General features: G+C 61.1%; 23 protein-coding genes. 5 read left to right on the top strand and 18 right to left on the bottom strand.

From position 1 onward, the window contains the following. The first annotated feature begins 185 nt into the window (after positions 1 to 185). Genes J3O30_RS17520 through J3O30_RS17530 form a run of 3 tightly spaced genes read left to right on the top strand, consistent with a single transcriptional unit; the run spans position 186 to position 3,268 of the window. The gene (locus J3O30_RS17520) at positions 186 to 1,115 is read left to right on the top strand and encodes an ABC transporter permease (RefSeq protein WP_207581509.1); all 930 of its coding nucleotides are present in this window, start codon (positions 186 to 188) and stop codon (positions 1,113 to 1,115) included. Then, on the top strand, positions 1,112 to 2,239 hold the full coding sequence (locus tag J3O30_RS17525; RefSeq protein WP_207581510.1) for an ABC transporter permease: 1,128 nt from the start codon (positions 1,112 to 1,114) through the stop codon (positions 2,237 to 2,239). The genes J3O30_RS17520 and J3O30_RS17525 overlap by 4 nt, the downstream gene beginning before the upstream one ends. Positions 2,240 to 2,296: 57 nt before the next feature. Further along, positions 2,297 to 3,268 carry an ABC transporter substrate-binding protein gene (locus tag J3O30_RS17530; RefSeq protein ID WP_207581511.1) on the top strand — a complete coding sequence of 324 codons (972 nt, stop codon included), beginning with the start codon at positions 2,297 to 2,299 and terminating at the stop codon, positions 3,266 to 3,268. Here the strand turns inward: J3O30_RS17530 and J3O30_RS17535 are convergent. Continuing rightward, the gene (locus J3O30_RS17535) at positions 3,261 to 3,467 is read right to left on the bottom strand and encodes a hypothetical protein (RefSeq protein ID WP_207581512.1); all 207 of its coding nucleotides are present in this window, start codon (positions 3,465 to 3,467) and stop codon (positions 3,261 to 3,263) included. The two genes, J3O30_RS17530 and J3O30_RS17535, sit on opposite strands and share 8 nt — an antisense overlap. A gap of 194 nt (positions 3,468 to 3,661) precedes the next feature. Between J3O30_RS17535 and J3O30_RS17540 the strand changes: the two genes are divergently transcribed. After that, on the top strand, positions 3,662 to 4,852 hold the full coding sequence (locus tag J3O30_RS17540) for an efflux RND transporter periplasmic adaptor subunit (RefSeq protein WP_207581513.1): 1,191 nt from the start codon (positions 3,662 to 3,664) through the stop codon (positions 4,850 to 4,852). A 12-nt stretch (positions 4,853 to 4,864) separates the two neighbouring features. After that, the gene (locus tag J3O30_RS17545; protein WP_207581514.1) at positions 4,865 to 8,191 is read left to right on the top strand and encodes an efflux RND transporter permease subunit; all 3,327 of its coding nucleotides are present in this window, start codon (positions 4,865 to 4,867) and stop codon (positions 8,189 to 8,191) included. Positions 8,192 to 8,295: 104 nt separating this feature from the next. Here the strand turns inward: J3O30_RS17545 and ureG are convergent, their stop codons facing one another. The 17 genes from ureG to urtA form a co-directional block, all read right to left on the bottom strand. After that, positions 8,296 to 8,907, bottom strand: coding sequence for an urease accessory protein UreG (gene ureG, locus J3O30_RS17550; RefSeq protein WP_207581515.1), 612 nt, complete (start codon positions 8,905 to 8,907; stop codon positions 8,296 to 8,298). Positions 8,908 to 8,997: 90 nt separating this feature from the next. Further along, entirely contained in the window at positions 8,998 to 9,669 is a 672-nt protein-coding gene (locus tag J3O30_RS17555) for an urease accessory protein UreF (protein ID WP_207581516.1), read from the bottom strand. 6 nt (positions 9,670 to 9,675) lie between these two features. Next, positions 9,676 to 10,269 carry an urease accessory protein UreE gene (gene ureE / locus J3O30_RS17560; protein WP_207581517.1) on the bottom strand — a complete coding sequence of 198 codons (594 nt, stop codon included), beginning with the start codon at positions 10,267 to 10,269 and terminating at the stop codon, positions 9,676 to 9,678. An 87-nt stretch (positions 10,270 to 10,356) separates the two neighbouring features. After that, positions 10,357 to 11,220, bottom strand: coding sequence for a GGDEF domain-containing protein (locus J3O30_RS17565; protein WP_207581518.1), 864 nt, complete (start codon positions 11,218 to 11,220; stop codon positions 10,357 to 10,359). 330 nt (positions 11,221 to 11,550) lie between these two features. Continuing rightward, a complete protein-coding gene (locus J3O30_RS17570) occupies positions 11,551 to 12,222 on the bottom strand; it encodes a TIGR02117 family protein (protein ID WP_207581519.1) in 672 nt (223 codons plus the stop codon). A gap of 33 nt (positions 12,223 to 12,255) precedes the next feature. Continuing rightward, on the bottom strand, positions 12,256 to 13,968 hold the full coding sequence (ureC, locus tag J3O30_RS17575; RefSeq protein WP_207581520.1) for an urease subunit alpha: 1,713 nt from the start codon (positions 13,966 to 13,968) through the stop codon (positions 12,256 to 12,258). A 3-nt stretch (positions 13,969 to 13,971) separates the two neighbouring features. After that, positions 13,972 to 14,595, bottom strand: a complete 624-nt coding sequence (locus tag J3O30_RS17580; protein ID WP_207584363.1) for a Urease operon accessory protein — start codon at positions 14,593 to 14,595, stop codon at positions 13,972 to 13,974. A 16-nt stretch (positions 14,596 to 14,611) separates the two neighbouring features. Beyond that, positions 14,612 to 15,019 carry a lysozyme inhibitor LprI family protein gene (locus J3O30_RS17585; RefSeq protein ID WP_207581521.1) on the bottom strand — a complete coding sequence of 136 codons (408 nt, stop codon included), beginning with the start codon at positions 15,017 to 15,019 and terminating at the stop codon, positions 14,612 to 14,614. A gap of 12 nt (positions 15,020 to 15,031) precedes the next feature. Further along, the gene (locus J3O30_RS17590) at positions 15,032 to 15,337 is read right to left on the bottom strand and encodes an urease subunit beta (protein ID WP_207581522.1); all 306 of its coding nucleotides are present in this window, start codon (positions 15,335 to 15,337) and stop codon (positions 15,032 to 15,034) included. A gap of 10 nt (positions 15,338 to 15,347) precedes the next feature. Continuing rightward, positions 15,348 to 15,599: a DUF1272 domain-containing protein gene (locus J3O30_RS17595; RefSeq protein ID WP_207581523.1), complete on the bottom strand. Its 252-nt coding sequence runs from the start codon at positions 15,597 to 15,599 to the stop codon at positions 15,348 to 15,350. A gap of 10 nt (positions 15,600 to 15,609) precedes the next feature. Beyond that, on the bottom strand, positions 15,610 to 15,912 hold the full coding sequence (locus tag J3O30_RS17600; RefSeq protein WP_028743291.1) for an urease subunit gamma: 303 nt from the start codon (positions 15,910 to 15,912) through the stop codon (positions 15,610 to 15,612). A gap of 20 nt (positions 15,913 to 15,932) precedes the next feature. Continuing rightward, positions 15,933 to 16,751 (bottom strand): urease accessory protein UreD, encoded by an 819-nt coding sequence (locus tag J3O30_RS17605; protein ID WP_207581524.1) that lies wholly within the window; start codon positions 16,749 to 16,751, stop codon positions 15,933 to 15,935. A gap of 152 nt (positions 16,752 to 16,903) precedes the next feature. After that, the gene (urtE, locus tag J3O30_RS17610) at positions 16,904 to 17,599 is read right to left on the bottom strand and encodes an urea ABC transporter ATP-binding subunit UrtE (protein ID WP_207581525.1); all 696 of its coding nucleotides are present in this window, start codon (positions 17,597 to 17,599) and stop codon (positions 16,904 to 16,906) included. Positions 17,600 to 17,823: 224 nt separating this feature from the next. Next, entirely contained in the window at positions 17,824 to 18,579 is a 756-nt protein-coding gene (gene urtD / locus J3O30_RS17615; RefSeq protein ID WP_207581526.1) for an urea ABC transporter ATP-binding protein UrtD, read from the bottom strand. A gap of 5 nt (positions 18,580 to 18,584) precedes the next feature. After that, the gene (gene urtC / locus J3O30_RS17620) at positions 18,585 to 19,748 is read right to left on the bottom strand and encodes an urea ABC transporter permease subunit UrtC (protein WP_207581527.1); all 1,164 of its coding nucleotides are present in this window, start codon (positions 19,746 to 19,748) and stop codon (positions 18,585 to 18,587) included. After that, complete coding sequence (gene urtB / locus J3O30_RS17625; protein WP_207581528.1) at positions 19,745 to 21,397, bottom strand: urea ABC transporter permease subunit UrtB; 1,653 nt, start codon at positions 21,395 to 21,397, stop codon at positions 19,745 to 19,747. The genes urtC and urtB overlap by 4 nt, the downstream gene beginning before the upstream one ends. 115 nt (positions 21,398 to 21,512) lie before the next feature. After that, the gene (urtA, locus tag J3O30_RS17630; RefSeq protein ID WP_164014049.1) at positions 21,513 to 22,805 is read right to left on the bottom strand and encodes an urea ABC transporter substrate-binding protein; all 1,293 of its coding nucleotides are present in this window, start codon (positions 22,803 to 22,805) and stop codon (positions 21,513 to 21,515) included. Between the last annotated feature and the right edge of the window lies 1 nt (position 22,806).

Here is a 22,806-nt window from a genome sequence, read left to right on the forward strand (position 1 = left end):
CACAAGGGGAGAGATCGGCAAGAGGAGAGGACGTCGGTCCTCACTGATTCCACGCTGGATCAGGGGCCTTTCGTTGTTTTGGGAAGCCGTTTCCACATATCGATCTCCCTCCTTGTGGGGGAGATGCCCGGCAGGGCAGAGGGGGGCGGCCGCGCATTCGACGCCAACAAATGGGGGCAGTCGCTGTGAAACCCGATACCTTCAAGGACAAGCTCGTCCCCGTCACCACCATCCTGCTGGCCCTCGTCGCTATCTGGTATGTCGCTGCCGTCCTGATGAACGCGCCGTTTCAGCGCGACATGGACAGCCGCGCCGGCGTCACGCCGACGACCCTGGAATTCATCGGCAAGACGCTGGCGCAGCCGAAGCCGATCCTGCCGGCGCCGCATCAGGTGGCGCAGAACGTCTACGAGAACACCGTCCTGCGCAGCCTTTCCAGCAATCGCAGCCTCGTCTATCACAGCTGGGTGACGCTCTCCTCGACCCTGCTCGGCTTCGGTTTCGGCATGCTGCTTGGCATCCTTCTTGCGGTGCTGATCGTGCACAACCGCGCCATGGACCGCTCGCTAATGCCCTGGCTGGTGGCGAGCCAGACCATACCGATCCTCGCCATCGCCCCGATGATCGTCATTATCTCCTACAATGTGCTGACCGGCGACAATGCGCTTGCGCATCTGTTGAACCTCGATTCCGATGCTTCCCGCCTCGTCTCCAAGGCGCTGATCTCCACCTATCTTTCTTTCTTCCCCGTCGCCGTCGGCATGGTGAAGGGCTTGCGTTCACCTGAAATCATGCATCTCGACCTAATGCGCACCTATTATGCCAGCCCGATGCAAACCTTCTGGAAACTGCGCGTTCCCGCCTCGATCCCGTTCCTGTTCACCTCGATGAAGGTGGCGATCGCCGCCAGCCTCGTCGGCGCCATCGTCGGCGAGCTGCCGACAGGCGCTGTCGCCGGCATCGGCTCCAAACTGCTTGCCGGCTCCTATTACAGCCAGACCATCGATATCTGGGCGGCCCTGGTCGCCGGATCGTTGCTGGCCGGCATCCTGGTCGCGATCGTCGGGGTTGCGGCGAAGATCGTCGATCGCGCGATGGGCGGGAGACCGGCATGAGACATCTGACCTTCTCCTGGCAGGGCACGGTGGCCCTCCTTCTCTGCCTCGTGTCGCTAATCACCTTTCCGCTTTTCGCCGAAGGCGCGGCACACCCCTTAACCGACGGTACGGCAAGCCTCATCTTCATCATTGTCGTCGCGGCTGCCCTGCTATCTTTTGCGCCGCAACCGCCGGCCTACCGCGCCACTGTGCTGTTCATCGGCGCGCATGGTGCCGCCTGGATGCTGCTTTCCGCACTTTCCGGCAACGAGGGTCTGGCGACAAGAGCCTTCTTCCTGCCGCTCTTTTCCTGCTGGCTGCTTGCGTGGCGATGCGTCACGGAGCTGTCGAAACTGCAGCCCGTCACTGCTTTCGGCAAATCTTCGCTCCAACTGCTGATCCCGGCGATCTTCGGCGCCTGGATCCTCATCCTTTGGGAAGCAGCAACGCGTGGCGCCGGCATCCCCTTCATCATCCTGCCGCCGCCGAGTGCCATCGGCATGCGCATCACGGCCTCCCTGCCGATCCTCGGTGCGGATGTCAGGCAGACGATCTTCAAGGCGGTGTTGATCGGTTACATCGTCGGCAACCTCAGCGGCTTTGTCGTCGCGGTGCTCGCCGACCGCATCACCTTCCTGCGCCGCGGCCTCCTGCCGATCGGCAACATGGTATCGGCCCTGCCGATCATCGGCGTCGCCCCTGTCATGGTCATGTGGTTCGGCTTCGACTGGCCGTCGAAGGCAGCGGTCGTCATCATCATGACCTTCTTCCCGATGCTGGTGAATACTGTCGCCGGCCTTGTCGCCTCCGGCAGCATGGAGCGCGATCTGATGCGCACCTATGCCTCGAGCGACTGGCAGACGCTGCTCAAGCTCAAGCTTCCGGCAGCCATGCCGTTCATTTTCAACGCACTGAAGATCAACTCGACGCTGGCGCTGATTGGTGCCATCGTTGCGGAATTCTTCGGAACGCCGATCGTCGGCATGGGCTTCCGCATCTCCACCGAGATCGGCCGTATGAATGTCGACATGGTCTGGGCGGAAATCGCCGTCGCGGCGCTGGCCGGCTCGATCTTTTATGGCATCATCGCCCTGACCGAACGGGCGGTGACGTTCTGGCATCCGTCTATCCGTGGTGGCTAGACGCGCCCGGGCTTTGGAACCGGCCCGGGCATAACTTCAGAGGGTAAGGATAAGAAAATGAGAAAGTTGATAGTTGCAATGATGGCGAGCGCGATGTCGCTGGCAGCAACCCATGCGATGGCCGCCGACAAGGTGGTTTTGCAGCTGAAATGGGTCACGCAGAGCCAGTTCGGCGGCTATTACGTCGCCAAGGACAAGGGCTTTTACAAGGAAGAAGGCCTCGACGTCGATATTAAGCCGGGCGGTCCCGATATCGCCCCGGAGCAGGTGATCGCCGGCGGCGGCGCCGATGTCATCGTCGACTGGATGGGCGGCGCGCTGGTTGCCCGCGAAAAGGGCGTTCCGCTCGTCAACATCGCCCAGCCCTATCAGAAGGCCGGCCTGGAAATGGTCTGCCGCAAGGATGGCCCGATCAAGACCGAAGCCGACTTCAAGGGCCACACGCTCGGCGTCTGGTTCTTCGGCAACGAATATCCCTTCTTCGCGTGGATGAACAAGCTCGGCCTGTCCACAGAAGGCGGCGCCAATGGCGTCACCGTGCTGAAGCAGAGCTTCGACGTGCAGCCGCTGGTCCAGAAGCAGGCCGACTGCATCTCCGTCATGACCTATAATGAATACTGGCAGGCGATCGATGCCGGCTTCAAGCCGGAAGAACTGACGGTCTTCAACTACACCGAGATGGGCAATGACCTTCTCGAAGACGGTCTCTATGCGATGGAAGACAAGCTGAAGGATCCGGCCTTCAAGGAAAAGATGGTCAAGTTCGTTCGCGCCTCGATGAAGGGCTGGAAATATGCGACCGAAAACCCCGACGAAGCCGCCGGGATCGTCATGGACAATGGCGGCCAGGACGACAACCACCAGAAGCGCATGATGGGCGAAGTCGCCAAGCTGGTCGGCGACAGCTCCGGCAAGCTGGACGAGGCACTCTATGCCCGCACCGCAAAGGCGCTACTCGACCAGAAGATCATCAGCAAGGAGCCCGCGGGCGCCTGGACGCACGACATTACCGACGCCGCTTCTAAGTAATCGCGGCAAGCAATGCAAAGCGAAACGCGCGGGATATCTCCGCGCGTTTCTTTTTTTTCGGCACCGATGAAAAAACGCCTTGCAACTGTCGCATTTGTCCGGCGTCAAACGTCATAAGGGAAGCAGGATCAATCATCGTCATGTTCACATAACCCTGCAGTGATTGATTCAGGTTCTGATGGTAACTATCATCGCTCATGGGGAATTGTTTTCTGCCGGGCTTGCATATCGAGCAAATCGATACCAATTAAAAGCCGATTTGCCGGCGAGGGACGAAGACGGCAATGATGTGTGGATACCCCTGAGAATGCAGGAAAGGCAGTGGCCTGGTCGCGAGCTGAGTGGCACACGCGCGAGTTCGGCTAAGCTTGTTACAAGATTGGACGAAGACGCATGGCACGCAAGCCGATTGGAATTCTAGGCACCGCTACCCTTTTTGCTGCGGCTCTCGCCGCATCCACTGCATTCTCGCAGGAAACGCCGGTCGAAAAACCGCAACAGAATCTGCCGGCGATCGTCGTCACCAAGGCGACAAGCCGGACGCTGGTCGACCGTGTCATCGGCACGGGAACGGTCAAGCCCGTCGAGGAAGTCTATATCCAGCCGCAGGTCGAGGGCCTATCGATCCGAACGCTGAAAGCCGATATCGGCGACAAGGTTGAGGTGGAGAGCACGCTGGCGACGCTCAACGATGACGCGCTGGTCCTGGCAAAGAGCCAGATGATGGCGACGAAAGCCAAGGGCGAGGCAAGCCTCGCCCAGCTGCGCGCCCAACTCATCGAGGCGCAGGCCAATGCCGAACAGGCAAGGCAGCAGCAGGCCCGTGCCCAGGAAATGGGCAAAAAGGGCACTGTTTCCACCGCCCAGGTCGAGCAGGCCGATGCGACTGCCGCCGCCGCCAATGCCCGCGTTGTCTCCGCCGAACAGGCGATCGAAGTCGCCGAAGCCGATCTCAAGGTCTTCGACAGCCAGATTGCCGACGCCGATTTGAAGCTGGCGCGCACCGATGTGAAGACACCGGTCGCCGGCACGGTCTCGGCGAAGAACGCCAAGGTCGGCGCCATTGCCGCCGGCAACGGCGATCCGCTATTCACCATCATTCGCGACGGCGATATCGAGCTTGTCGCCGAGGTCGCCGAAAGCGACATCGTCAGGGTGGTGGGCGGCCAGAAAGCGTCAATTTCGCTGTCCGGCAGCCGCGAGAAGCTTTCCGGCGCCGTGCGCCTGGTTTCGCCGACCGTCGATCCGGTCACCCGCCTCGGTCTCGTCCATATCTCCATCGACGACGACAGCAAGGCGCGTTCCGGCATGTATGGCAGCGCCGAGATCATCGTTCGCGAGACGGAGGGCGTATCGCTTCCCCTGACCGCCGTGCTCACCGGCAACGAAGGCTCCTCCGCCCGCAAGGTGGAGGATGGCGTGGTGAAATACGCCAAGGTCGAGACCGGCATCCAGGACGGTGCCTATGTCGAGATCGTCGATGGATTGAAGACCGGCGACGAGGTCGTGGCCAAGGCGGGCGCTTATGTCCGTGACGGCGACCACATCACTCCGGTGCGTGAACAGCCCTCGGCTTCCAACTAAAGAGACCATCCGATGAATTTTTCAGCCTGGTCCATTCGAAATCCCATCGCGCCGCTCCTGGCCTTCTGCCTGCTGGTGCTCATCGGCATGCAGTCCTTCAATGCGTTGCCGATCACGCGCTTTCCAAACATCGACGTGCCGCTCGTTTCGATCAACGTGACGCAGAGCGGCGCTTCGCCGGCCGAACTCGAAATGCAGGTGACGAAGGAGATCGAAGACGCGGTCGCCTCCATCACCGGCATCGACGAAATCCAGTCGACAGTGACCGATGGCAGCTCGCAGACCGTCGTCATGTTCCGGATGGAAGTGCCGACGCAACAGGCGGTACAGGACACCAAGGATGCGATCGACCGCATCCGCAGCGATCTGCCGGCGACGGCCGAAACACCGATCGTCTCCAAGGTCGATGTCGAAGGCCAGGCGATCCAGACCTTCGCCGTTTCCTCGCCTGCCATGTCGCTGGAAGAGCTCTCCTGGTTCGTCGACGATACCGTCAAGCGATCGCTGCAGGGACAGGCCGGCATCGGCCGCGTCGATCGTTACGGCGGCGCAGAGCGCGAAGTACGCATCGAACTCACCCCTGGCAAGCTCGATGCCTATGGCATAACCGCCGCAAGCGTGAACCAGCAACTGCGCGGCACCAATATCGATCTCGGCTCCGGCCGCGGCCAGGTGGCCGGCAGCGAACAGGCAATCCGTGTTCTGGGCGATGCCCGCAACGTCGCCGAGCTCGCCGACACCACGATCGCGCTGCCGAACGGCCGCTTCGTCAAGCTGTCCGATCTCGGTGTCATCAAGGACACCTATGAAGAGCCGAAATCCTTCTCGCGCTTCGACGCCACGCCGGTTGTCACCTTCGGCGTCTTCCGCTCGAAGGGCGCCAGCGAAGTCAGTGTCGCCAAAACCGTAGCGCAGAGCCTCGACAAGGTCCGGACCGAAAACCCGAACGTGAAGATCGAACTGATCGACGATTCGGTTTATTTCACCTACGGTAACTACGAAGCCGCCATCGATACGCTGCTCGAAGGCGCGCTGCTCGCCGTCATCGTCGTCTTCCTGTTCCTGAGGAACTGGCGCGCGACGTTGATTTCGGCAATCGCCCTTCCGTTATCTGCGATCCCGACCTTCTGGATCATGGACATGATGGGCTTCTCGCTGAACCTCGTCAGCTTCCTTGCTTTGACGCTTGCGACCGGCATCCTCGTCGACGACGCGATCGTCGAAATCGAAAACATCGCCCGCCACATCAAGATGGGCAAGACCCCTTACCGGGCGGCGATCGAGGCCGCTGATGAAATCGGCCTTGCCGTCATCGCCACCACCTTCACCATCATCGCCGTCTTTGTGCCGGTTTCCTTCATGCCGGGTATTCCGGGCCAGTACTTCATTCAGTTCGGCCTGACCGTCGCCTTCTCCGTCTTCTTCTCGCTGATGGTCGCGCGCCTCATCACCCCGATGATGGCCGCCTATCTGATGCGCGCCGAAGACGGCGTCGACGATCATCACGACAATGACAGCCTGCTGATGCGTGGATACACACGGCTCATACGTGGCACGACCGGGCGCTGGTACACGCGTTATGCGACGCTGCTTGTCGCGTTCGGCTTCCTGGCCGGCTCCGTTTTGCTGCTCATGCAGGTTCCCGGCAGCTTTTTGCCACCGGAAGATGCCTCGCGCATCGTGCTTTCTGTCGAATTGCCGCCCAATGCGCGGCTTGACGATACCGAGAAGACGACGGATGCGATCTATGACAGGGTCAAGGATATCAACGGCGTCGAAAGCGTCTTCGTCCTCGGCGGCGCATCGCCGAAGGGCGATCTCGAATTGCGCCGTGCGACCATCACGCTCGCGCTTGATAAGCTCGACCAATCGCTGGTCAAGAAGATGGTCAATGACGGGCTCGGCCACATCCCCCTCATCGGTCCGATGCTGCCGAAGGTGGAAGTCCACGGCCGTGAACGGCCGCAATGGGATATCGAAAAGGAAGTTTTCGCCAAGCTGCGCGACATTCCCGACGTCCATATCCTGAAACTCAACGATCGCGGCGAACGCGACCTCGCCTTTAACTTCCTCTCCAAGAACGAGAAAGACCTGAACGACGCTGTCGGCGTTCTGGAATCCAAGCTCCGTGCCGATCCGCTGCTTGCCAATGTCAGCGCCGACGGCGCCCTGCCCCGTCCGGAACTGCAGGTTTATCCGCGCAAGGACGAAGCCGCACGCCTCGGGATCACGCCGCAGCAGATCTCCGAAACGATCCGTGTCGCCACAATCGGCGATGTCGATGCGGCTCTTGCCAAGATCTCGCTCGACGATCGCCAGATCCCGATCCGGGTCCAGGCGGCGGTTGACATGCGCCGTGATCTCTCGGCGATCCGTGCATTGAAGATCCAGACCGCCAGCGGCGGCACCGTTCCGCTCTCAAGCGTCGCCGATATCAACTACTCGGAAGGCGTAAGTTCGATCAAGCGCAACAACCGTTACCGCGTCGTTTCGATCGGCTCCGACCTGCCGCAGGGCGTAGCACTCGACACGGCTTCGGCCCGCTTCCGCGAGATCGTCAAATCAGCCAATATCCCGGCCACGGTGCATCTTGCCGAAAGCGGCGACACCAAGGTGCAGAGCGAGATGCAGCAGAGTTTCGTCAACGCCATGTTGATGGGCCTCCTGCTGGTGCTGACAGTGCTGATCCTGCTCTTCAAGGACGTGATCCAGCCCTTCACCATCCTGCTCTCGCTGCCGCTCGCCATCGGCGGCGTAGCGGCGGCTCTGATCATCACCAGCAACCCGCTGTCTATGCCGGTCATGATCGGCATCCTGATGCTGATGGGTGTCGTCACCAAGAACGCCATCCTGCTCGTCGATTTCGCGATCGAGATGCGCCACCAGGGCATGGCCCGCGTCGAGGCGATGGTCGAAGCCGGCCGCAAACGCGCCCGGCCGATCATCATGACTTCAATCGCCATGTCGGCCGGCATGCTGCCTTCCGCGCTCGGCGTCGGCGAAGGCGGCTCGTTCCGCGCGCCGATGGCGATCGCGGTGATCGGCGGCATCATCGTCTCGACGGTGCTCTCGCTCGTCGTCGTGCCCTCCTTCTTCCTGATCATGGACGATCTGTCCCGCCTGCTCGGCTGGATGTTCGGCCGCCTGGTCGGCAGGAAGGACAATGAGGAGCTGCCGCTGTCGCGCGAGGATCTCACTCGCGTCACCCGCGAGAACCGCAGCGAGATCGACTCGCTGGAGGAGCGGCTGACCGCGATCGAAAAGCCGGAAAGCAAGCGCAAGAGCGCCAAGGGCAACGACACCAACGTGCTGCGCCTGCCGCCCTTCGCAGCGGAATAAGCAAAGCCCAGAAAATCAACGGGCCGGGAGCACTCTCCCGGCCCGTTTCGTTTTGCCGTTTCGCTGCTATCAGCGACGTCGATCTTTTCCGCCAGATCTGGTCGTCAGAGCCCCCCCTGCTCTCTGAGGAAGCTGACGATCGAGCTGACGCCGTCGCCGCGTTTCATGTCGGAGAAGACGAAGGGGCGCGCCGCGCGCATGCGCGTGGCATCCCGATCCATTACCTCGAGATCGGCGCCGACATAGGGCGCCAGATCCTTCTTGTTGATCACGAGCAGGTCCGAGCGGGTGATGCCGGGGCCGCCCTTACGCGGGATCTCCTCGCCTTGGCAGACGGAGATGACATAGATGGTGATATCGGCAAGATCGGGCGAAAAGGTTGCCGCCAGGTTGTCGCCGCCGGATTCGATGAAGACGACGTCGAGATCGGGAATTCGCTGGTTAAGGCCGGCGATCGCCTGGAGATTGATCGTCGCGTCCTCGCGAATGGCGGTATGCGGGCAGCCCCCGGTCTCGACGCCGACGATGCGGTCCGAAGTCAGTGCCTGCATGCGCACCAGGGCCTCGGCATCCTCGGTCGTGTAGATGTCGTTGGTTACAACCGCGACGGAATAGTCGTCGCGCATCGCCTTGCAGAGCTTTTCTGTCAGCGCCGTCTTGCCCGAGCCGACCGGCCCGCCAATGCCGACCCGCAAAGGTCCGTTTCTTGATTTCATGTGCCTTACTCCAATCGAACCCCGATGATAGCGACGCTGCCATCGCACGCCACCGTCAAATGACGCAGTCGCAGTGATAATTTCGAACCATCACGAGCGGAACAGCCGCGTCGCCTGGGTCTCGTGGCGCAGGCCGGCAATATCGGCCTGCACCGTTGCCGAGCCCAGATCGTCAAGCGAGGAGGCTGCCGCCCGCCGGGCGACTTCCGCAATACGCTCTTCGAGGCCGGCAAGCACGGCAACACCGTCCCTCTGGCCGGCGACGCCGAGGCGGATGCCGGATGAAACCGCTTGTGAGACATAGGCGTGCAGGAAGGCAGCAAGCGCCTTCTCCGGCTCTATGCCGTGTGCACCCGTCACCGCCCCGACCGCAACGGGATAAGCGACCTTGTCGGGCAACCTATCGAACACGCCGTCCGGCCAGGCCCGCGCCGCCGCCAGGAACGCCTCGCCAAGCAGCATGATTTCCTGATGGCGCTCGCGCGATCCGGCAAGTGCGGCGGCGAGTGCGGCGATCTCGACAAGGCGCACGGGTTCTTCCTGACACCTGTGGCTTTCGGCCAGCAGTACCGCATCGTTCCAAACCGAACCATGGCCGATCAGCGTGCCGATCCAGGCCGCAAGCGAGGCCGCATCAGTGACCAGCCCGTCGGCCACCGCCCGCTCCAACCCGCCCGAATAGGCAAAGCTGCCAATCGGAAAAGCCGGCGAAAGCCATGCCGTTAGACGCAGCAATGCGTGCAGCTCACGATCCCTGGTCATTAGGTTTCAGTCGTGCTTGTGGCCGTGATGTCCGTGATCATGGTCATGGTCATGACCATGATCGTGGCGGTGCTCATGCTCATGCTCGTAGCCATGTTCATGATCGTGGTCATGACCCTGGTTAGGAATGTGCCCGTGATCATGATCGCGCTCATGCGAATGGTCGCCATGGGAATGATAGGCTCCCCGTGCAGGCTGGAACGGCTCATCGATATCGAGGACGGTGGCGCCGAGGCCCTGCAGCATGGTGCGGATGACATGATCGCGCAGGATGACGATGCGGTCTTCCTCGATCTGGGCTGCGAGATGACGGTTGCCGAGATGCCAGGCAAGCTCGACCAGGTGCATGCGGTTGCGTCCGCGAATTTCGAAGAGCTTCTCATCAGCCGCGAGAATCTCGATCAGTTCGCCGTCGTCGCGCACCAGCAGGTCGCCGTTGGCGAAAAGCACCGGGTCCTTGAGATCGAGCATGACCATCTCGCCATTTTCCAGATGCAGCAGCTTTCGGCGCAGATGGCGCAGATCGTGCGGCAGTTTGACCTGGACGGTCGGATGGGAGGACGGGGTTCCGGCGGGGAGATAGGAGGTAACGCGCTGCATGATATGTCCGTTTTGCTGAGACGACGACCATGCAAAATAGCCTTTCCCGATGCAAGCACCAATGGTCTTTGTGCGCGTGTCGGGCTTTTATATTCCGTAAGCCTGCATCATGTTGTCGCCCTCGGTTCCCCTGCCCTCGGCATCGGGGCTATTGTCGACGAGCCCGTGCCATGCATGATGCAAGCCTTCCCGCTCGTGTACGACGCGATTGCGCCCGAGCGCCTTGGCGAGATAGAGCGCCCGGTCAGCCGAAGCGTAGACCGCCTGCTTGTTGCGCCCGGCGGCGAGGTCGGCAACACCGCCGGAAACGGTGATGCGGATATCGTGCCCCTCGGCCGCGATGGCGCCGCTTGCGATCCGGGCTCGAACACCTTCGACGCGTTCCATCCGCGCCTCCAGCGGCTCGCCGGAGACGATGACGCCGAACTCCTCCCCACCCAACCGTGCCACGACGGACATCTCATCGAAGGCGGATATGAGCATCGCCGAGACCGCGGTGATGACGGCATCGCCGCAGGCATGGCCGAAGCGGTCGTTGATCGCCTTGAAGCGGTCGACATCGAAAACAACAAGCGAGGCGTTGCCCTCGGTGTTTTCAAGCGCCTCTGTGAAAGCGCGCCGGTTCAATAGTCCGGAGAGCGTGTCCGTTCGGCTGAGTTTTTCAAACTCCGCCCGCGACAGCGTCAACTCATGCAGGGCAAAACCGGCGGCCAGCGATAGCATGCCGGAAACCGTCCCACCAACGAGCCAGGAAAAAATGGCTCCGAAGCCGATCGCGTGCGCGAGTGTCATCGGTAGCAGCCCGAAAAAGCCGAGCGGCGGTATCGTCAGCGAAATGATAACGCCGGAGAGAATGACTGCAAGAAAGCTCATCTTCAACGCAAAGAGATAGACATTCCTGCGATGTTGAAAATTGCCGAAATCGGCCTGCAGCGACATCCAGTTTCTCATGAGAATCGACCTTCCTGCCCGGCGTTTCAAGACATTGATAAGAGCCGAATTGCTGCGGGTGTCTTAATCGACTCGTTAAAATTCGAACGGTTTTAGACGATTCGGTGGACAGATTTTTTCTAGCAGGAGATGCAGCCTTCCAATCCCTGAATCGGACAGTACGCAGACACACTTAGGCGATTGATTTAAAACAGATTTACGGGGTCAGGGAATGGGGCTGTTTCAGAATGATCTATCTGGAGAAAATACCGGTTTCTTCAACGATTTTTACAACCGAATGGAGAGTGCCCTTCACAATTCACTTTAAGAGCGGGACGGCCATCGGCTGCCTCAATTGTAGACAGCAACAGACAATCGCAATGATTGTGGAAACGCGTTCCACAAGCCGGTCCGAAGCCCCGCAGAGCGCAGCGCTGCAGCCGTCCAGGTGTTACAGCCGAAGAGGGCGTTGAAATATCCCTTGGCCTCGAAGAACCGGTCGATTTCGCCGTAACCTGCATCCGGGATCGGCACCACCGAGCCCGCGTCGCGAACGAAGCTGTCTGAGATAAAATTGCGCAGCCGCGCCAATTGATCGTCACTGACATCGAATGGCGCAACACTGGACTGCGGCTCGGTGATATGACCGGCAAGGTCCACATGCAGGACCGAACGGTCGATTGTCAGCGCTCGCAGCACCGGCAGCGGTTTCAGCTCCGCCCAGGTCGGGGTTTCCAGATAGAAGGCGCGGCCGCCCCAGCCGACGATGAGCCATTCCGCATCCGGATGGCCGAGCGGAAAACCGTCATCGACGAGAAAGGAAAAGGCACTCCGCGCCTCCTCGTCGAGCGGAATTGCAATATCGGTGTGGATCGGTCCCGACAGCAGGAGAATCCGATGCGTCGCGGCCACAGACGACGCCTTGACCGGGGCAATCAGCGGCCGGGGAATGAAGCTTCCGCAAGCCACCAAAAGCACAAGCAGGAATACGATCCGTAAAACCCAGCGGATGCCTGTTCTCATCGGAACCGTCCGGGACGCACGGAGCGAGCCGGCCTAAAACAGGAAATAGCGCTGCGCCATCGGCAGCACCGTCGCCGGCTCGCAAGTCAGCAATTCGCCGTTTGCCCTGACCTCATAGGTCTCCGGATCGACCTCGATCTCGGGTGTCAGGTCGTTATGGATCATCGATGCCTTGGAGATGCCGCCGCGCGTATTCTTCACCGCGACCAGTTGCTTGGCGACGCCGAGCCGGCCCCTCAAGCCACCGTCGAGCGAGGCCTGGCTGACGAAGGTGACGGAGGAATTGGTGAGGCTCTTGCCATAGGAAGCAAACATCGGCCGGTAGTGCACCGGCTGCGGCGTCGGGATCGACGCGTTCGGATCCCCCATCGGCGCGGCGGCGATCGAGCCACCGAGCAGCACCATGTCGGGCTTCACGCCGAAGAAGGCCGGATTCCAGAGCACCAGGTCGGCACGCTTGCCGACCTCAACCGAGCCAATCTCATGGCTGAGGCCATGAGCGATCGCCGGATTGATCGTATATTTGGCGATATAACGGCGGACGCGGAAATTGTCGTTATCGCCCTTTTCCTCCTTCAGCCGGCCGCGCTGCCGCTTCATCTTGTCGGCCGTCTGCCAGGTGCGGATCGCCACCTCGCCGACGCGGCCCATGGCCTGGCTGTCGGACGAGATGATCGAGAAGGCGCCGATATCGTGCAGGATATCCTCGGCGGCGATCGTCTCCTTGCGGATGCGGCTTTCCGCGAAGGCGATATCCTCGGGGATCGACGGCGACAGATGATGGCAGACCATCAGCATGTCGAGATGTTCGGCGATGGTGTTGACCGTATAGGGCCGGGTCGGGTTGGTAGACGACGGAATGACGTTCGGCTGACCGCAGATCTTGATGATGTCAGGCGCGTGCCCACCGCCCGCCCCTTCCGTGTGGAAAGCATGAATGGTGCGGCCCTTGATGGCACTGATCGTATCTTCGACAAAGCCGCTTTCGTTCAGCGTATCGGTGTGGATCATCACCTGCACGTCATATTCGTCGGCGACCGACAGGCAGCAATCGATAGCGCCTGGCGTCGTGCCCCAATCCTCGTGCAGCTTCAGCGAGGTGGCGCCGGCCAGCACCATCTCGGTCAGCGCCCCCGGCAACGACGCATTGCCCTTGCCGGCAAAGGCGAGGTTCATCGGGAAGGCGTCGGCCGCTTCGATCATGCGCGCGAGATGCCAGGGACCGGGCGTGCAAGTGGTGGCAAGCGTGCCGTGCGCCGGTCCCGTGCCGCCGCCGAGCATGCAGGTCATGCCTGACATCAGCGCTTCCTCGATCTGTTGCGGCGCGATGAAGTGAATATGGCTGTCCATGCCGCCAGCAGTGACGATCTTGCCTTCGGCGGCAATCGCCTCCGTGCCCGGACCGACGATGATATTGACGCCAGGCTGCATATCGGGATTGCCCGCCTTGCCGATCGCAACGATGCGCCCGTCCTTAAGCCCGATATCGGCCTTGTAGATGCCGGAGTGATCGACGATCACGGCATTGGTGATGACGGTATCGACCGCACCATCCGCCCGCGTCACCTGGCTCTGGCCCATGCCGTCACGAATGACCTTGCCACCGCCGAACTTCACCTCCTCGCCATAGGTGGTGAAGTCCTTCTCGATCTCGATGAAGAGTTCCGTATCCGCAAGGCGCACCTTGTCGCCGGTGGTCGGTCCAAACATGCCGGCATAGGCGGCGCGCGAGATCTTGTAGGGCATCCATCAGGCTCCATGGGAGGAAGAGATAAGCGTTTCCCCGCTAAGCCGCTTGAGGCGGCCCGCGGCAATATAGGCATCGACAAGCTGCCTTTCGGCGGCAAACGGGTGCCATTCCCAGCCGACATGACCGAACCCGGCAAGCGTCACCTCGGCATCGGCATAGCTGTTCAGCACCTCGGCAATGACGATCATGCCGCTGCTCGGCACAATGTAAGGCGCCGGCGCGAAGGCCGACAGCGAGGCATCGACAGCCTCGTGGACCGCCTTGCCGATGACGACATGCGTCTTGCCGGTATCAGCGCAGAAGGCAGTGAATTCATCCGTATAGTCGTCGCAGAAATCGTCGAGTTCCGGATGTGAGACGGCAAGCGGCGCCCGCATCGCGGCGAATTTTTCCGGATCGCGCACACTCCAGATTTCGCGCGCCGAAACGACGCCGGGATGGGCACGCCATTGTGGCGAACCGAGCATCGCCTTTGCCGGCCGGCCGGTATTGCAGACCGCGACGGCATCCGTGCGGCTGCCGCCAGCCCCGTAGGAACGGCAATCATTGAAACGGATGACGAAATCAGCGGCATCGATGACGCCTGCCTCTTTCTCTGCGATCTCGCCATTGCCGACGATCATGATCTTCTTGGTCACCTTAGTTGCTCATCGTGTCTTCAAGCTCTTTCAGCTCTTTCGTGCGTTTGTCGGTGATGTCGGCGAGACATCCAACAACCAGCATCGGCTCCAGCGTGCCGCCGCGGGCCTGAAAGCCGAAGGCATCGCATTCGGCGTCGCGATAATCGATCCAGGCGCGCTGAGCCTTGACCAGCGCCTGTTCCGCACCTTTCATGTCGCCATCCAGATCCTTGTCGATCGCCACCATGGCGGCACGCGTCTTCTTATATTGCGCATTCAGCGCCTTGTCGGCGGTCTCGTGACGCGCCGCCTCGCAGGCGGTCATCTCCGATTGCGTCTTCGGATTGTTGCAATCGACATCCTGAGCGGAGGCGGTACCAGCCGCTACCAGCATCGCCGCCCCGATGAGGCAAATGTTCAAGCGCATGCGCCTCTCCCGTTAAAGCTTGCCCATTACCAACTGACGGAAGCCATAGACTTCGCGCTTGCCGGAAAGCGGGATGAGCGTAACCGAACGCGTCTGCCCCGGCTCGAAGCGCACGGCCGTTCCCGCCGGAATATCGAGCCGCGTGCCATGCGCTGCCGCGCGATCGAAGGAGAGCCCGGCATTGGTCTCGGCGAAATGATAGTGGCTGCCGACCTGCACCGGCCGGTCGCCCGTATTGGAAACATCCAACGTCACCGTCGGCGCGCCGGCATTCAGTTCGATGTCGCCGCTTGCGGCAATGATCTCGCCTGGAATCATCTCGTCCTCCTTAAGCCGCCTTGGGCGCGCAGCCCTCGGCCTTCAGCACACGCTTTGTCGACGCCGGGTTTTTGACGAGCATCGCCGCCGGCCGAATAGGCCTGACAACGAGATTGCCGCCGCAGTTGGGGCAGACACCCTTCAGCACGTCGTCGACGCAATCGGCGCAGAAGGTGCATTCGTAGGTGCAAATCCGTGCCTCGGTGCTCTCCGGCGGCAGATCCTTGTCGCAGCATTCGCAGTTGGGCCTGAGTTCGAGCATCCCTGTCTCCTTACCGAATCGGTTCGTGCACGGTGACGAGCTTGGTTCCATCCGGGAACGTCGCCTCCACCTGCACGTCATGGATCATCTCGGCAATGCCCTCCATCACCTGGTCGCGGCCGATCACATGGGCGCCGGCCTCCATCAGCTCGGCGACAGGACGGCCGTCGCGGGCGCCTTCGACGACGAAATCGCTGATCAGCGCGATCGCCTCGGGATAATTCAGCTTGACGCCACGCTCCAGCCGCCGCTGCGCCACCATCGCCGCCATGGATATCAGCAGCTTGTCTTTTTCTCTCGGAGTGAGGTTCATCGTCTACCTGCCTATTGAACTCATAGATTCCAGACTTTCGGCACAGGCGCACCATTGCGCAAGGCGGAAATGACCGGGATCAGGATTTTTCTAAGTGCAAAGCCGTCGGCCGCTGCAAGACGGACGACGAGCTTGCCATCCCAGGCGCTCGCACCGCCCATCGATCCTTCTATGAGCGGCCGCACCCTGCCGAGATAGGCTTCCGAAAGCGGCCCGGCATAAAGCAGCGTCGCAAAGGCCACCTGTCCGCCGAGCACCGCCTGCCGCGCCGCCAGTGCCGAGACACCTTCGGAAAGTCTGAGCTCTTCGGCGTGGATCAGTTGACCCGAGCGTCGGATGCGCCAGCGGTCGCGAAACAGCCCGGTTTCCACCGTCTCGCCCATCGCCTTGCGGCCGAGCAACACAGCTTCGACGGCCAGAAATTCGGAGCCTTCGTCAAGATCGACATCGAGCCTGCGGAAAAGTGCGGCCCGATCGAAGAGGATCGTTTCCTGCGGCAGCCAGTCGACCCTCGCTTGGGCTCCGACCTTAATGCTGGTCGTCACCTCGGCCGTGCCGGCCGACGCCTTGTAGATCTTCTCGCAGGCCTGGGTGGTGACGTCGATCTTCGTGGCGGGACCGGCCACGACGCTCCAGTCCATCCGGTCGCCGCCGGTCAGCCCGCCTGCTGTGTTGATGATGACGGCTTCCATCGAGGCATCGAACGTATCGGGCAGGCGGATCTTCGCCGCGCCCTCCTGATAGAGTTCACGCAGACGCGTGCGGCCATCAAACAGCTTTGCCGCCAGATGCCCGCGTCCCTCCGCTCTTTGCGGTCTCGTCCCTGCCGCCGCAATCATCGTACCGTCCCTTTCGGTCGCGCCACCGGTTTCATTCCATCGCGCGGATAACGGAAAGCAAGCAAGTCCCATGCCGTCCAGGGATACCCGCAGCGGAGCTGGAAGATTTGAAAGGCGCTCTGCTAGCTGCCGAAAAATGCAGCATTTGCCGATCAGACGGTCAGGTGACGGCGGGCCTCCGGCGTATCCAGCGTTTCGGCAAGGCCTTCATGCACGATCTCGCCCCGATCCATGATGTAGACGTAATCGGCAAGCTCCCGGCAAAAGTCGAGATATTGCTCGACAAGCAGAATCGCCATGCCGGTGGAATCGCGCAGGTAACGGATGGCCCGGCCGATATCCTTGATGATCGACGGCTGAATGCCCTCGGTCGGCTCGTCGAGCACGAGAATCCGAGGCCGGGTCACCATGGCGCGTCCGATCGCCAGTTGCTGCTGCTGGCCACCGGAAAGATCGCCGCCACGACGCGATAACATCGACTTCAGCACCGGGAAGAGACTGAAGATGTCGTCGGGAATATTCCGGTCGCCGCGGCCAAGCGGAGCAAAGCCGGTTTCGAGATTTTCCTTGACTGTCAGCAGCGGGAAGATCTCGCGCCCCTGCGGCACATAGCCGATGCCCTGCTTGGCGCGGGCAAAAGGCGGCAGGCCATTGAGTCTGGTATCATTGAAGGTAACGGTGCCGGCCGACAGTGGATGCTGGCCGGTCACGGCGCGCAGAAGCGAACTCTTCCCCACGCCGTTCCGCCCCAGCACGCAGGTGATCTTTCCCATCTCCGCCTTGACGGAGATGCCACGCAACGCCTGGGCGGCGCCATAGTGCAGGTTTACGTTTTCGACTGTCAGCATGATGCCGTCTCCAGAATCTTTGTGGGTCCCAAAAAGACCCCTCCCCAACCCCTCCCCACAAGGGAGAGGGACAAGCTCGGAGCTACCGTCCCACTTCCCAAGAGATCATAAGAAAGCTGGCAATCGTAGTGATGAGCGAGCGCCCAGGTTAAGCCCCTCCCCCTTGTGGGGAGGGGTTGAAGAGGGGTGACACACCCACCAACATTCAATCGACGCATCATCCCTCACCGCCCCAGATAGTTCTCGATCACCTTCGGATCGGAACTCACAAAGTCGATTGATCCCTCAGCCAGGACCGAGCCTTCGGCAAGGCAGGTCACCTTGACGCCGAGGTCGCGGATGAAGCCCATGTCGTGTTCGACGACGACGACCGAGCGGGTCCTGGCGATGTCCTTGAGCAGGATCGCCGTTTCCGCCGTCTCCGCATCCGTCATCCCGGCCACCGGCTCGTCGACGAGCAGGAGCTTCGGCTCCTGCGCCAGCAGCATGCCGATCTCCAACCACTGCTTCTGCCCATGCGAGAGGTTGGCGGCGAATTCGTCGCGCCGATACGTCAGCCGCACCGTTTCGAGGATTTCTTCGATGCGTGCTTTGTCCCCGCGCGAAAGCCGATAGAACAGCGTCGAGAACACGCCGCGGCGGCGGTTCAGCGCCAGTTCCAGATTGTCCCAGACCGTGTGGCTTTCGAAGACCGTCGGCTTCTGGAATTTGCGGCCGATGCCGAGCTCGGCGATATCGGCCTCGTCCTTTTTGGTAAGGTCGATCATGCCATTGAAGAACACTTCACCCTCATCGGGCCGCGTCTTGCCGGTGATGATATCCATCATCGTGGTCTTGCCGGCCCCGTTCGGGCCGATGATGGCGCGCAGTTCGCCGGGCTCGATCACGATCGACAGCGAATTCAGCGCCTTGAAGCCGTCAAAGGAAACCGAGACGCCGTTAAGATAAAGCACGCTGGTGGGTTTGACGTCGGGGATCATGCTGCTCACTCCGCGGCCTGGATTTTAGGTTCGATGCCGTCTTCCTGCGCCACCGGTGGGGCAGCCTTGGAGACGGCTTTCCGCCTGCCGAGATATTGGGCGATCGTGCCGACGACACCCTTTGGCAGAAACAGAGTGACGGCGACGAAGAGACCACCGAGCGCAAACAGCCAAAACTCCGGGAAGAGGCCGGTGAAGATCGTCTTGCCGCCATTGACGAGGATCGCGCCGATGATCGGTCCGATCAGCGTCGCCCGTCCGCCGACCGCTGTCCAGATGACCACTTCGATCGAGTTTGCAGGAGCGAATTCGCCGGGATTGATGATGCCGACCTGCGGCACATAGAGCGCGCCGGCAATGCCCGCCATCATCGCCGAGACGACGAAGGTGAAGAGCTTGAAATGCTCGACGCGGTAACCGAGGAAGCGCGTGCGGCTTTCGGCATCACGCACGCCGACCAGCACCTTGCCGAACTTCGAACGAACGATCGCCGAGGCAAGCAGCAGCGACAGCGCCAGCAAGACCGCGGTTGCCGCAAACAGGGCTGCACGCGTGCCGTCAGCCTGGACGTTGAAGCCGATAATGTCCTTGAAATCGGTCAGGCCGTTATTACCGCCGAAGCCCATGTCGTTACGGAAGAAGGCCAGCAGCAGCGCGTAGGTCATCGCCTGGGTGATGATCGAGAGATAGACGCCGTTGACGCGTGAGCGGAAGGCGAACCAGCCAAAGACAAAGGCGAGCAGGCCGGGCACGACGAGCACCATCAGCGCCGCAAACCACAAGTGGTTGAAGCCGTACCAGAACCAGGGCAGATCCTTCCAGTTCAGGAACACCATGAAATCGGGCAGGATTGGGTCGCCGTAGCTGCCGCGGGTGCCGATCTGGCGCATAAGATACATGCCCATCGCATAACCGCCGAGCGCAAAGAAGGCACCGTGGCCGAGCGAGAGAATGCCGCAGAAGCCCCAGACGAGATCGAGCGCCAGCGCCAGCAGCGCATAGGTCAGATACTTGCCGAACAGTGACATGATATAGGTCGGCACGTGCAGCGGATTGGTCGGCCCGGTCATCAGGTTCAGCACCGGCACGAGAACCGCGACCAGAAGCAGCAGGGCGATGGCAATGACGATCTTACGATCGAGTGATCGGAGAAGGAAGGCCGTTATCATGCTTCCACCGCCCTTCCTTTGAGTGCGAAGAGTCCGCGGGGACGCCTCTGGATGAAGAGAATGATGAGGACGAGCACCAGGATCTTACCGAGCACGGCGCCGGCGAAGGGCTCGAGGAACTTGTTGACGACGCCGAGCGACAGCGCCCCGACCAGCGTGCCCCAGAGATTGCCGACACCGCCGAAGACGACCACCATGAAGCTGTCGATGATGTAGGATTGGCCGAGGTTCGGCGAGACGTTGTCGATCTGGCTGAGCGCCACCCCGGCAATACCGGCAATGCCCGAACCGAGCGCGAAGGTGAAGGCGTCGACCCAGCCTGTGCGGATGCCCATCGACGATGCCATGCGGCGGTTCTGCGTGACGGCACGCATCTGCAGCCCGAAAGCTGACCGCTTGAGCAGCAGGAGCAGCGTTACGAAGACGACCATCGAAAAGACGATGATCCACAGTCTGTTCCAGGTGATGGAGAGCCCGCCGAGATCGAAGACACCGGACATCCAGGTCGGATTGCGGACCTCGCGGTTGGTTGGGCCGAAGATGCTGCGCACGGCCTGTTGCAGGATCAGCGACACGCCCCAGGTGGCGAGCAGCGTTTCGAGCGGGCGGCCGTAGAGATAGCGAATGACGGCGCGCTCGATGACAAGGCCGACGAAGCCGGTAAAGACGAAGGCGGCAGGCACGGCAAAGGCAAGCGAATAGTCCGCCACACCGGGAAAGGTCGAGGTAATGTATTCCTGCACCACGTAGGTGGTGTAGGCGCCGATCATCACCATTTCGCCATGCGCCATGTTGATGACGCCCATGACGCCGAAGGTGATGGCAAGGCCGATCGCGGCAAGCAACAGCACCGAGCCGAGCGACAATCCGTACCAGACGTTCTGGACGACATCCCACAGCGCCAGGCTGCGATTGATCGTGCTGATATCTGCCTGGATCGCCGGCTTCAGATCATCGGGCGCAGTTTCGAGTGTGGTCGTGAGAATGGTCAGTGCATCACGATTACCGCGAGCTGCGATCGTATCGATCGCAGCCTTCTTGTCTTCGACGCTCGCATCCGTCTTGAGCAGCAGCACTGCGCGCGCCGCTTCCATCGTATTCTTGATCTCGGCGTCCTTTTCAGCCGCAAGCGCCGCGTTCAGCAGGTCGAGATTGGCGGGATTGGCGTCTTTCAGCAGGCCCTGCGCCGCCGCGAGCCGCGCCGAACGGTCCGGGCTCATCAGCGTCAGCTGGCTGGTGGCGGCGCTGATGACGCCGCGAAGTGCATTGTTGATCTTGACCTTGGTCATCAGATCCGGATCGACATCGGCAGCGGCTTCGCCGGTGATCGGATCGGAATAGGTCGGTTCGTCATCGGTGCCGCCCTGGAGGAGCACTGGGCCGCCATCGGAATTGACGTAGAGAAAGCCGGTGCTCAACTGCTGCAGGATCTGGCTGACATGCGGGTCCTTGGAGGCGACCAGCGCCTTGATGGCCGCCTCGCGTTCCGGGAAGTCGCCGGCGCCGAGCGCATCGATGAGCACGTGGATATCGTCCTCTGCCCGAACTTCGCTCGATGTTGCCAGGCCCGGAAATGCGAGGCCGGAAAATGTCAGGCCCGAGAACGTCAGGCAGAGCGTGATGAGGAAAATCTTTATGGCGCGATACATCAGCTTTCTCGCCCTTGAGTGTGTTGGCCTCGCGGCGCAATCGCTGGGACGGAGCTTCCGCCCGGTATCAAACCCGGACGGAAGTCTTCAGGCAATCATCTGACCGGGGTCGTACTCAGGAACCCTTGCCGCCGCACTTGCCGGTAGCGACGTTGAAGTTGCCGCAGGACATCGGCTTGCGCCAATCGGAGATCAGGTCCTTGGAATCAGGCAGGTAATCGGACCATTCGTCGCCGACCACGGCGGGCGTCTGCTGGACGATTTCGAACTGGCCGTCGGCCTGGATTTCACCGATCAGCACTGGCTTGGTGATGTGGTGGTTCGGCATGACGGTCGCATAACCGCCGGAGAGGTTCGGAACGCTGACGCCGATGATGGAGTCGAGAACCTTGTCGGTATCGGTCGTGCCGGCAGCCTGGACGGCCTTAACCCATGCGTTGAAGCCGATATACGCAGCCTCCATCGGGTCGTTCGTCACGCGCTTGTCGTTCTTGGTGTATGCGTGCCAGTCCTTGATGAACTTCTTGTTGGCCGGGCTTTCGACCGACTCGAAATAGTTCCAGGCAGCGAGATGGCCGACAAGCGGCTTGGTGTCGAGACCGGCAAGTTCTTCTTCGCCGACCGAGAAGGCGATGACAGGAATGTCGGTTGCCTTGATGCCCTTGTTGCCCAGTTCCTTGTAAAACGGAACGTTGGCGTCGCCGTTGATCGTCGAGACGACGGCGGTCTTCTTGCCAGCCGAACCGAATTCCTTGATCTTGGAAACTTCGGTCTGCCAGTCGGAGAAGCCGAACGGCGTGTAGTTGGTCATGATGTCTTCTTTCGGAATACCCTTCGAAATCAGGTATGCCTCGAGAATTTTGTTGGTCGTGCGCGGATAGACGTAGTCGGTCCCTTCAAGAACGAAGCGCTTGACGCCTTCTTTTTCCATCAGGTAGTCGACGGCCGGAATGGCCTGCTGGTTCGGAGCAGCACCGGTGTAGAAGATGTTGCGCGAGGATTCTTCGCCTTCATACTGCACGGGATAGAAGAGCAGCGAATTCAGCTCTTCGAATACCGGCAGCACGGATTTGCGCGAGGACGAGGTCCAGCAACCGAAGACGGCGGCAACCTTGTCCTTCTGGATCAGTTCACGGGCCTTTTCGGCAAACAGCGGCCAGTCGGAAGCCGGATCGACGACGACGGCCTCGAGCTTCTTGCCGAGAAGGCCGCCCTTTTTGTTCTGCTCGTCGATGAGCATCAACATGGCGTCTTTCAGCGTGGTTTCGGAAATCGCCATCGTGCCGGAAAGCGAATGCAATACGCCGACTTTAATCGTGTCCTCGGCGGCCACCGCGCCGTGGAATGCGGCCGATGCCGCCATGACGGCACCGAGCGCAGCGCCGGTGATCGTGGATCTGAGATTCATC

The sequence above is a fragment of the Rhizobium sp. NZLR1 genome, from assembly GCF_017357385.1.
Classification (GTDB): domain Bacteria; phylum Pseudomonadota; class Alphaproteobacteria; order Rhizobiales; family Rhizobiaceae; genus Rhizobium.

What these genes read in the sequence shown, in the direction of transcription:
- J3O30_RS17540 (WP_207581513.1), top strand. Translation starts at nt 3,662, where the DNA reads ATGGCACGCAAGCCGATTGGAATTCTAGGCACCGCTACCCTTTTTGCT.
- ureE (WP_207581517.1), bottom strand. Translation starts at nt 10,269, where the DNA reads ATGCAGCGCGTTACCTCCTATCTCCCCGCCGGAACCCCGTCCTCCCAT.
- urtA (WP_164014049.1), bottom strand. Translation starts at nt 22,805, where the DNA reads ATGAATCTCAGATCCACGATCACCGGCGCTGCGCTCGGTGCCGTCATG.
- ureG (WP_207581515.1), bottom strand. Translation starts at nt 8,907, where the DNA reads ATGAAATCAAGAAACGGACCTTTGCGGGTCGGCATTGGCGGGCCGGTC.
- J3O30_RS17570 (WP_207581519.1), bottom strand. Translation starts at nt 12,222, where the DNA reads ATGAGAACAGGCATCCGCTGGGTTTTACGGATCGTATTCCTGCTTGTG.
- urtD (WP_207581526.1), bottom strand. Translation starts at nt 18,579, where the DNA reads ATGATCCCCGACGTCAAACCCACCAGCGTGCTTTATCTTAACGGCGTC.
- J3O30_RS17585 (WP_207581521.1), bottom strand. Translation starts at nt 15,019, where the DNA reads ATGCGCTTGAACATTTGCCTCATCGGGGCGGCGATGCTGGTAGCGGCT.
- J3O30_RS17600 (WP_028743291.1), bottom strand. Translation starts at nt 15,912, where the DNA reads ATGAACCTCACTCCGAGAGAAAAAGACAAGCTGCTGATATCCATGGCG.
- urtC (WP_207581527.1), bottom strand. Translation starts at nt 19,748, where the DNA reads ATGATAACGGCCTTCCTTCTCCGATCACTCGATCGTAAGATCGTCATT.
- J3O30_RS17590 (WP_207581522.1), bottom strand. Translation starts at nt 15,337, where the DNA reads ATGATTCCAGGCGAGATCATTGCCGCAAGCGGCGACATCGAACTGAAT.
- J3O30_RS17545 (WP_207581514.1), top strand. Translation starts at nt 4,865, where the DNA reads ATGAATTTTTCAGCCTGGTCCATTCGAAATCCCATCGCGCCGCTCCTG.
- J3O30_RS17535 (WP_207581512.1), bottom strand. Translation starts at nt 3,467, where the DNA reads ATGAGCGATGATAGTTACCATCAGAACCTGAATCAATCACTGCAGGGT.
- J3O30_RS17565 (WP_207581518.1), bottom strand. Translation starts at nt 11,220, where the DNA reads ATGAGAAACTGGATGTCGCTGCAGGCCGATTTCGGCAATTTTCAACAT.
- J3O30_RS17555 (WP_207581516.1), bottom strand. Translation starts at nt 9,669, where the DNA reads ATGACCAGGGATCGTGAGCTGCACGCATTGCTGCGTCTAACGGCATGG.
- urtE (WP_207581525.1), bottom strand. Translation starts at nt 17,599, where the DNA reads ATGCTGACAGTCGAAAACGTAAACCTGCACTATGGCGCCGCCCAGGCG.
- J3O30_RS17525 (WP_207581510.1), top strand. Translation starts at nt 1,112, where the DNA reads ATGAGACATCTGACCTTCTCCTGGCAGGGCACGGTGGCCCTCCTTCTC.
- J3O30_RS17595 (WP_207581523.1), bottom strand. Translation starts at nt 15,599, where the DNA reads ATGCTCGAACTCAGGCCCAACTGCGAATGCTGCGACAAGGATCTGCCG.
- J3O30_RS17530 (WP_207581511.1), top strand. Translation starts at nt 2,297, where the DNA reads ATGAGAAAGTTGATAGTTGCAATGATGGCGAGCGCGATGTCGCTGGCA.
- J3O30_RS17580 (WP_207584363.1), bottom strand. Translation starts at nt 14,595, where the DNA reads ATGATCGTCGGCAATGGCGAGATCGCAGAGAAAGAGGCAGGCGTCATC.
- ureC (WP_207581520.1), bottom strand. Translation starts at nt 13,968, where the DNA reads ATGCCCTACAAGATCTCGCGCGCCGCCTATGCCGGCATGTTTGGACCG.
- J3O30_RS17605 (WP_207581524.1), bottom strand. Translation starts at nt 16,751, where the DNA reads ATGATTGCGGCGGCAGGGACGAGACCGCAAAGAGCGGAGGGACGCGGG.
- urtB (WP_207581528.1), bottom strand. Translation starts at nt 21,397, where the DNA reads ATGTATCGCGCCATAAAGATTTTCCTCATCACGCTCTGCCTGACGTTC.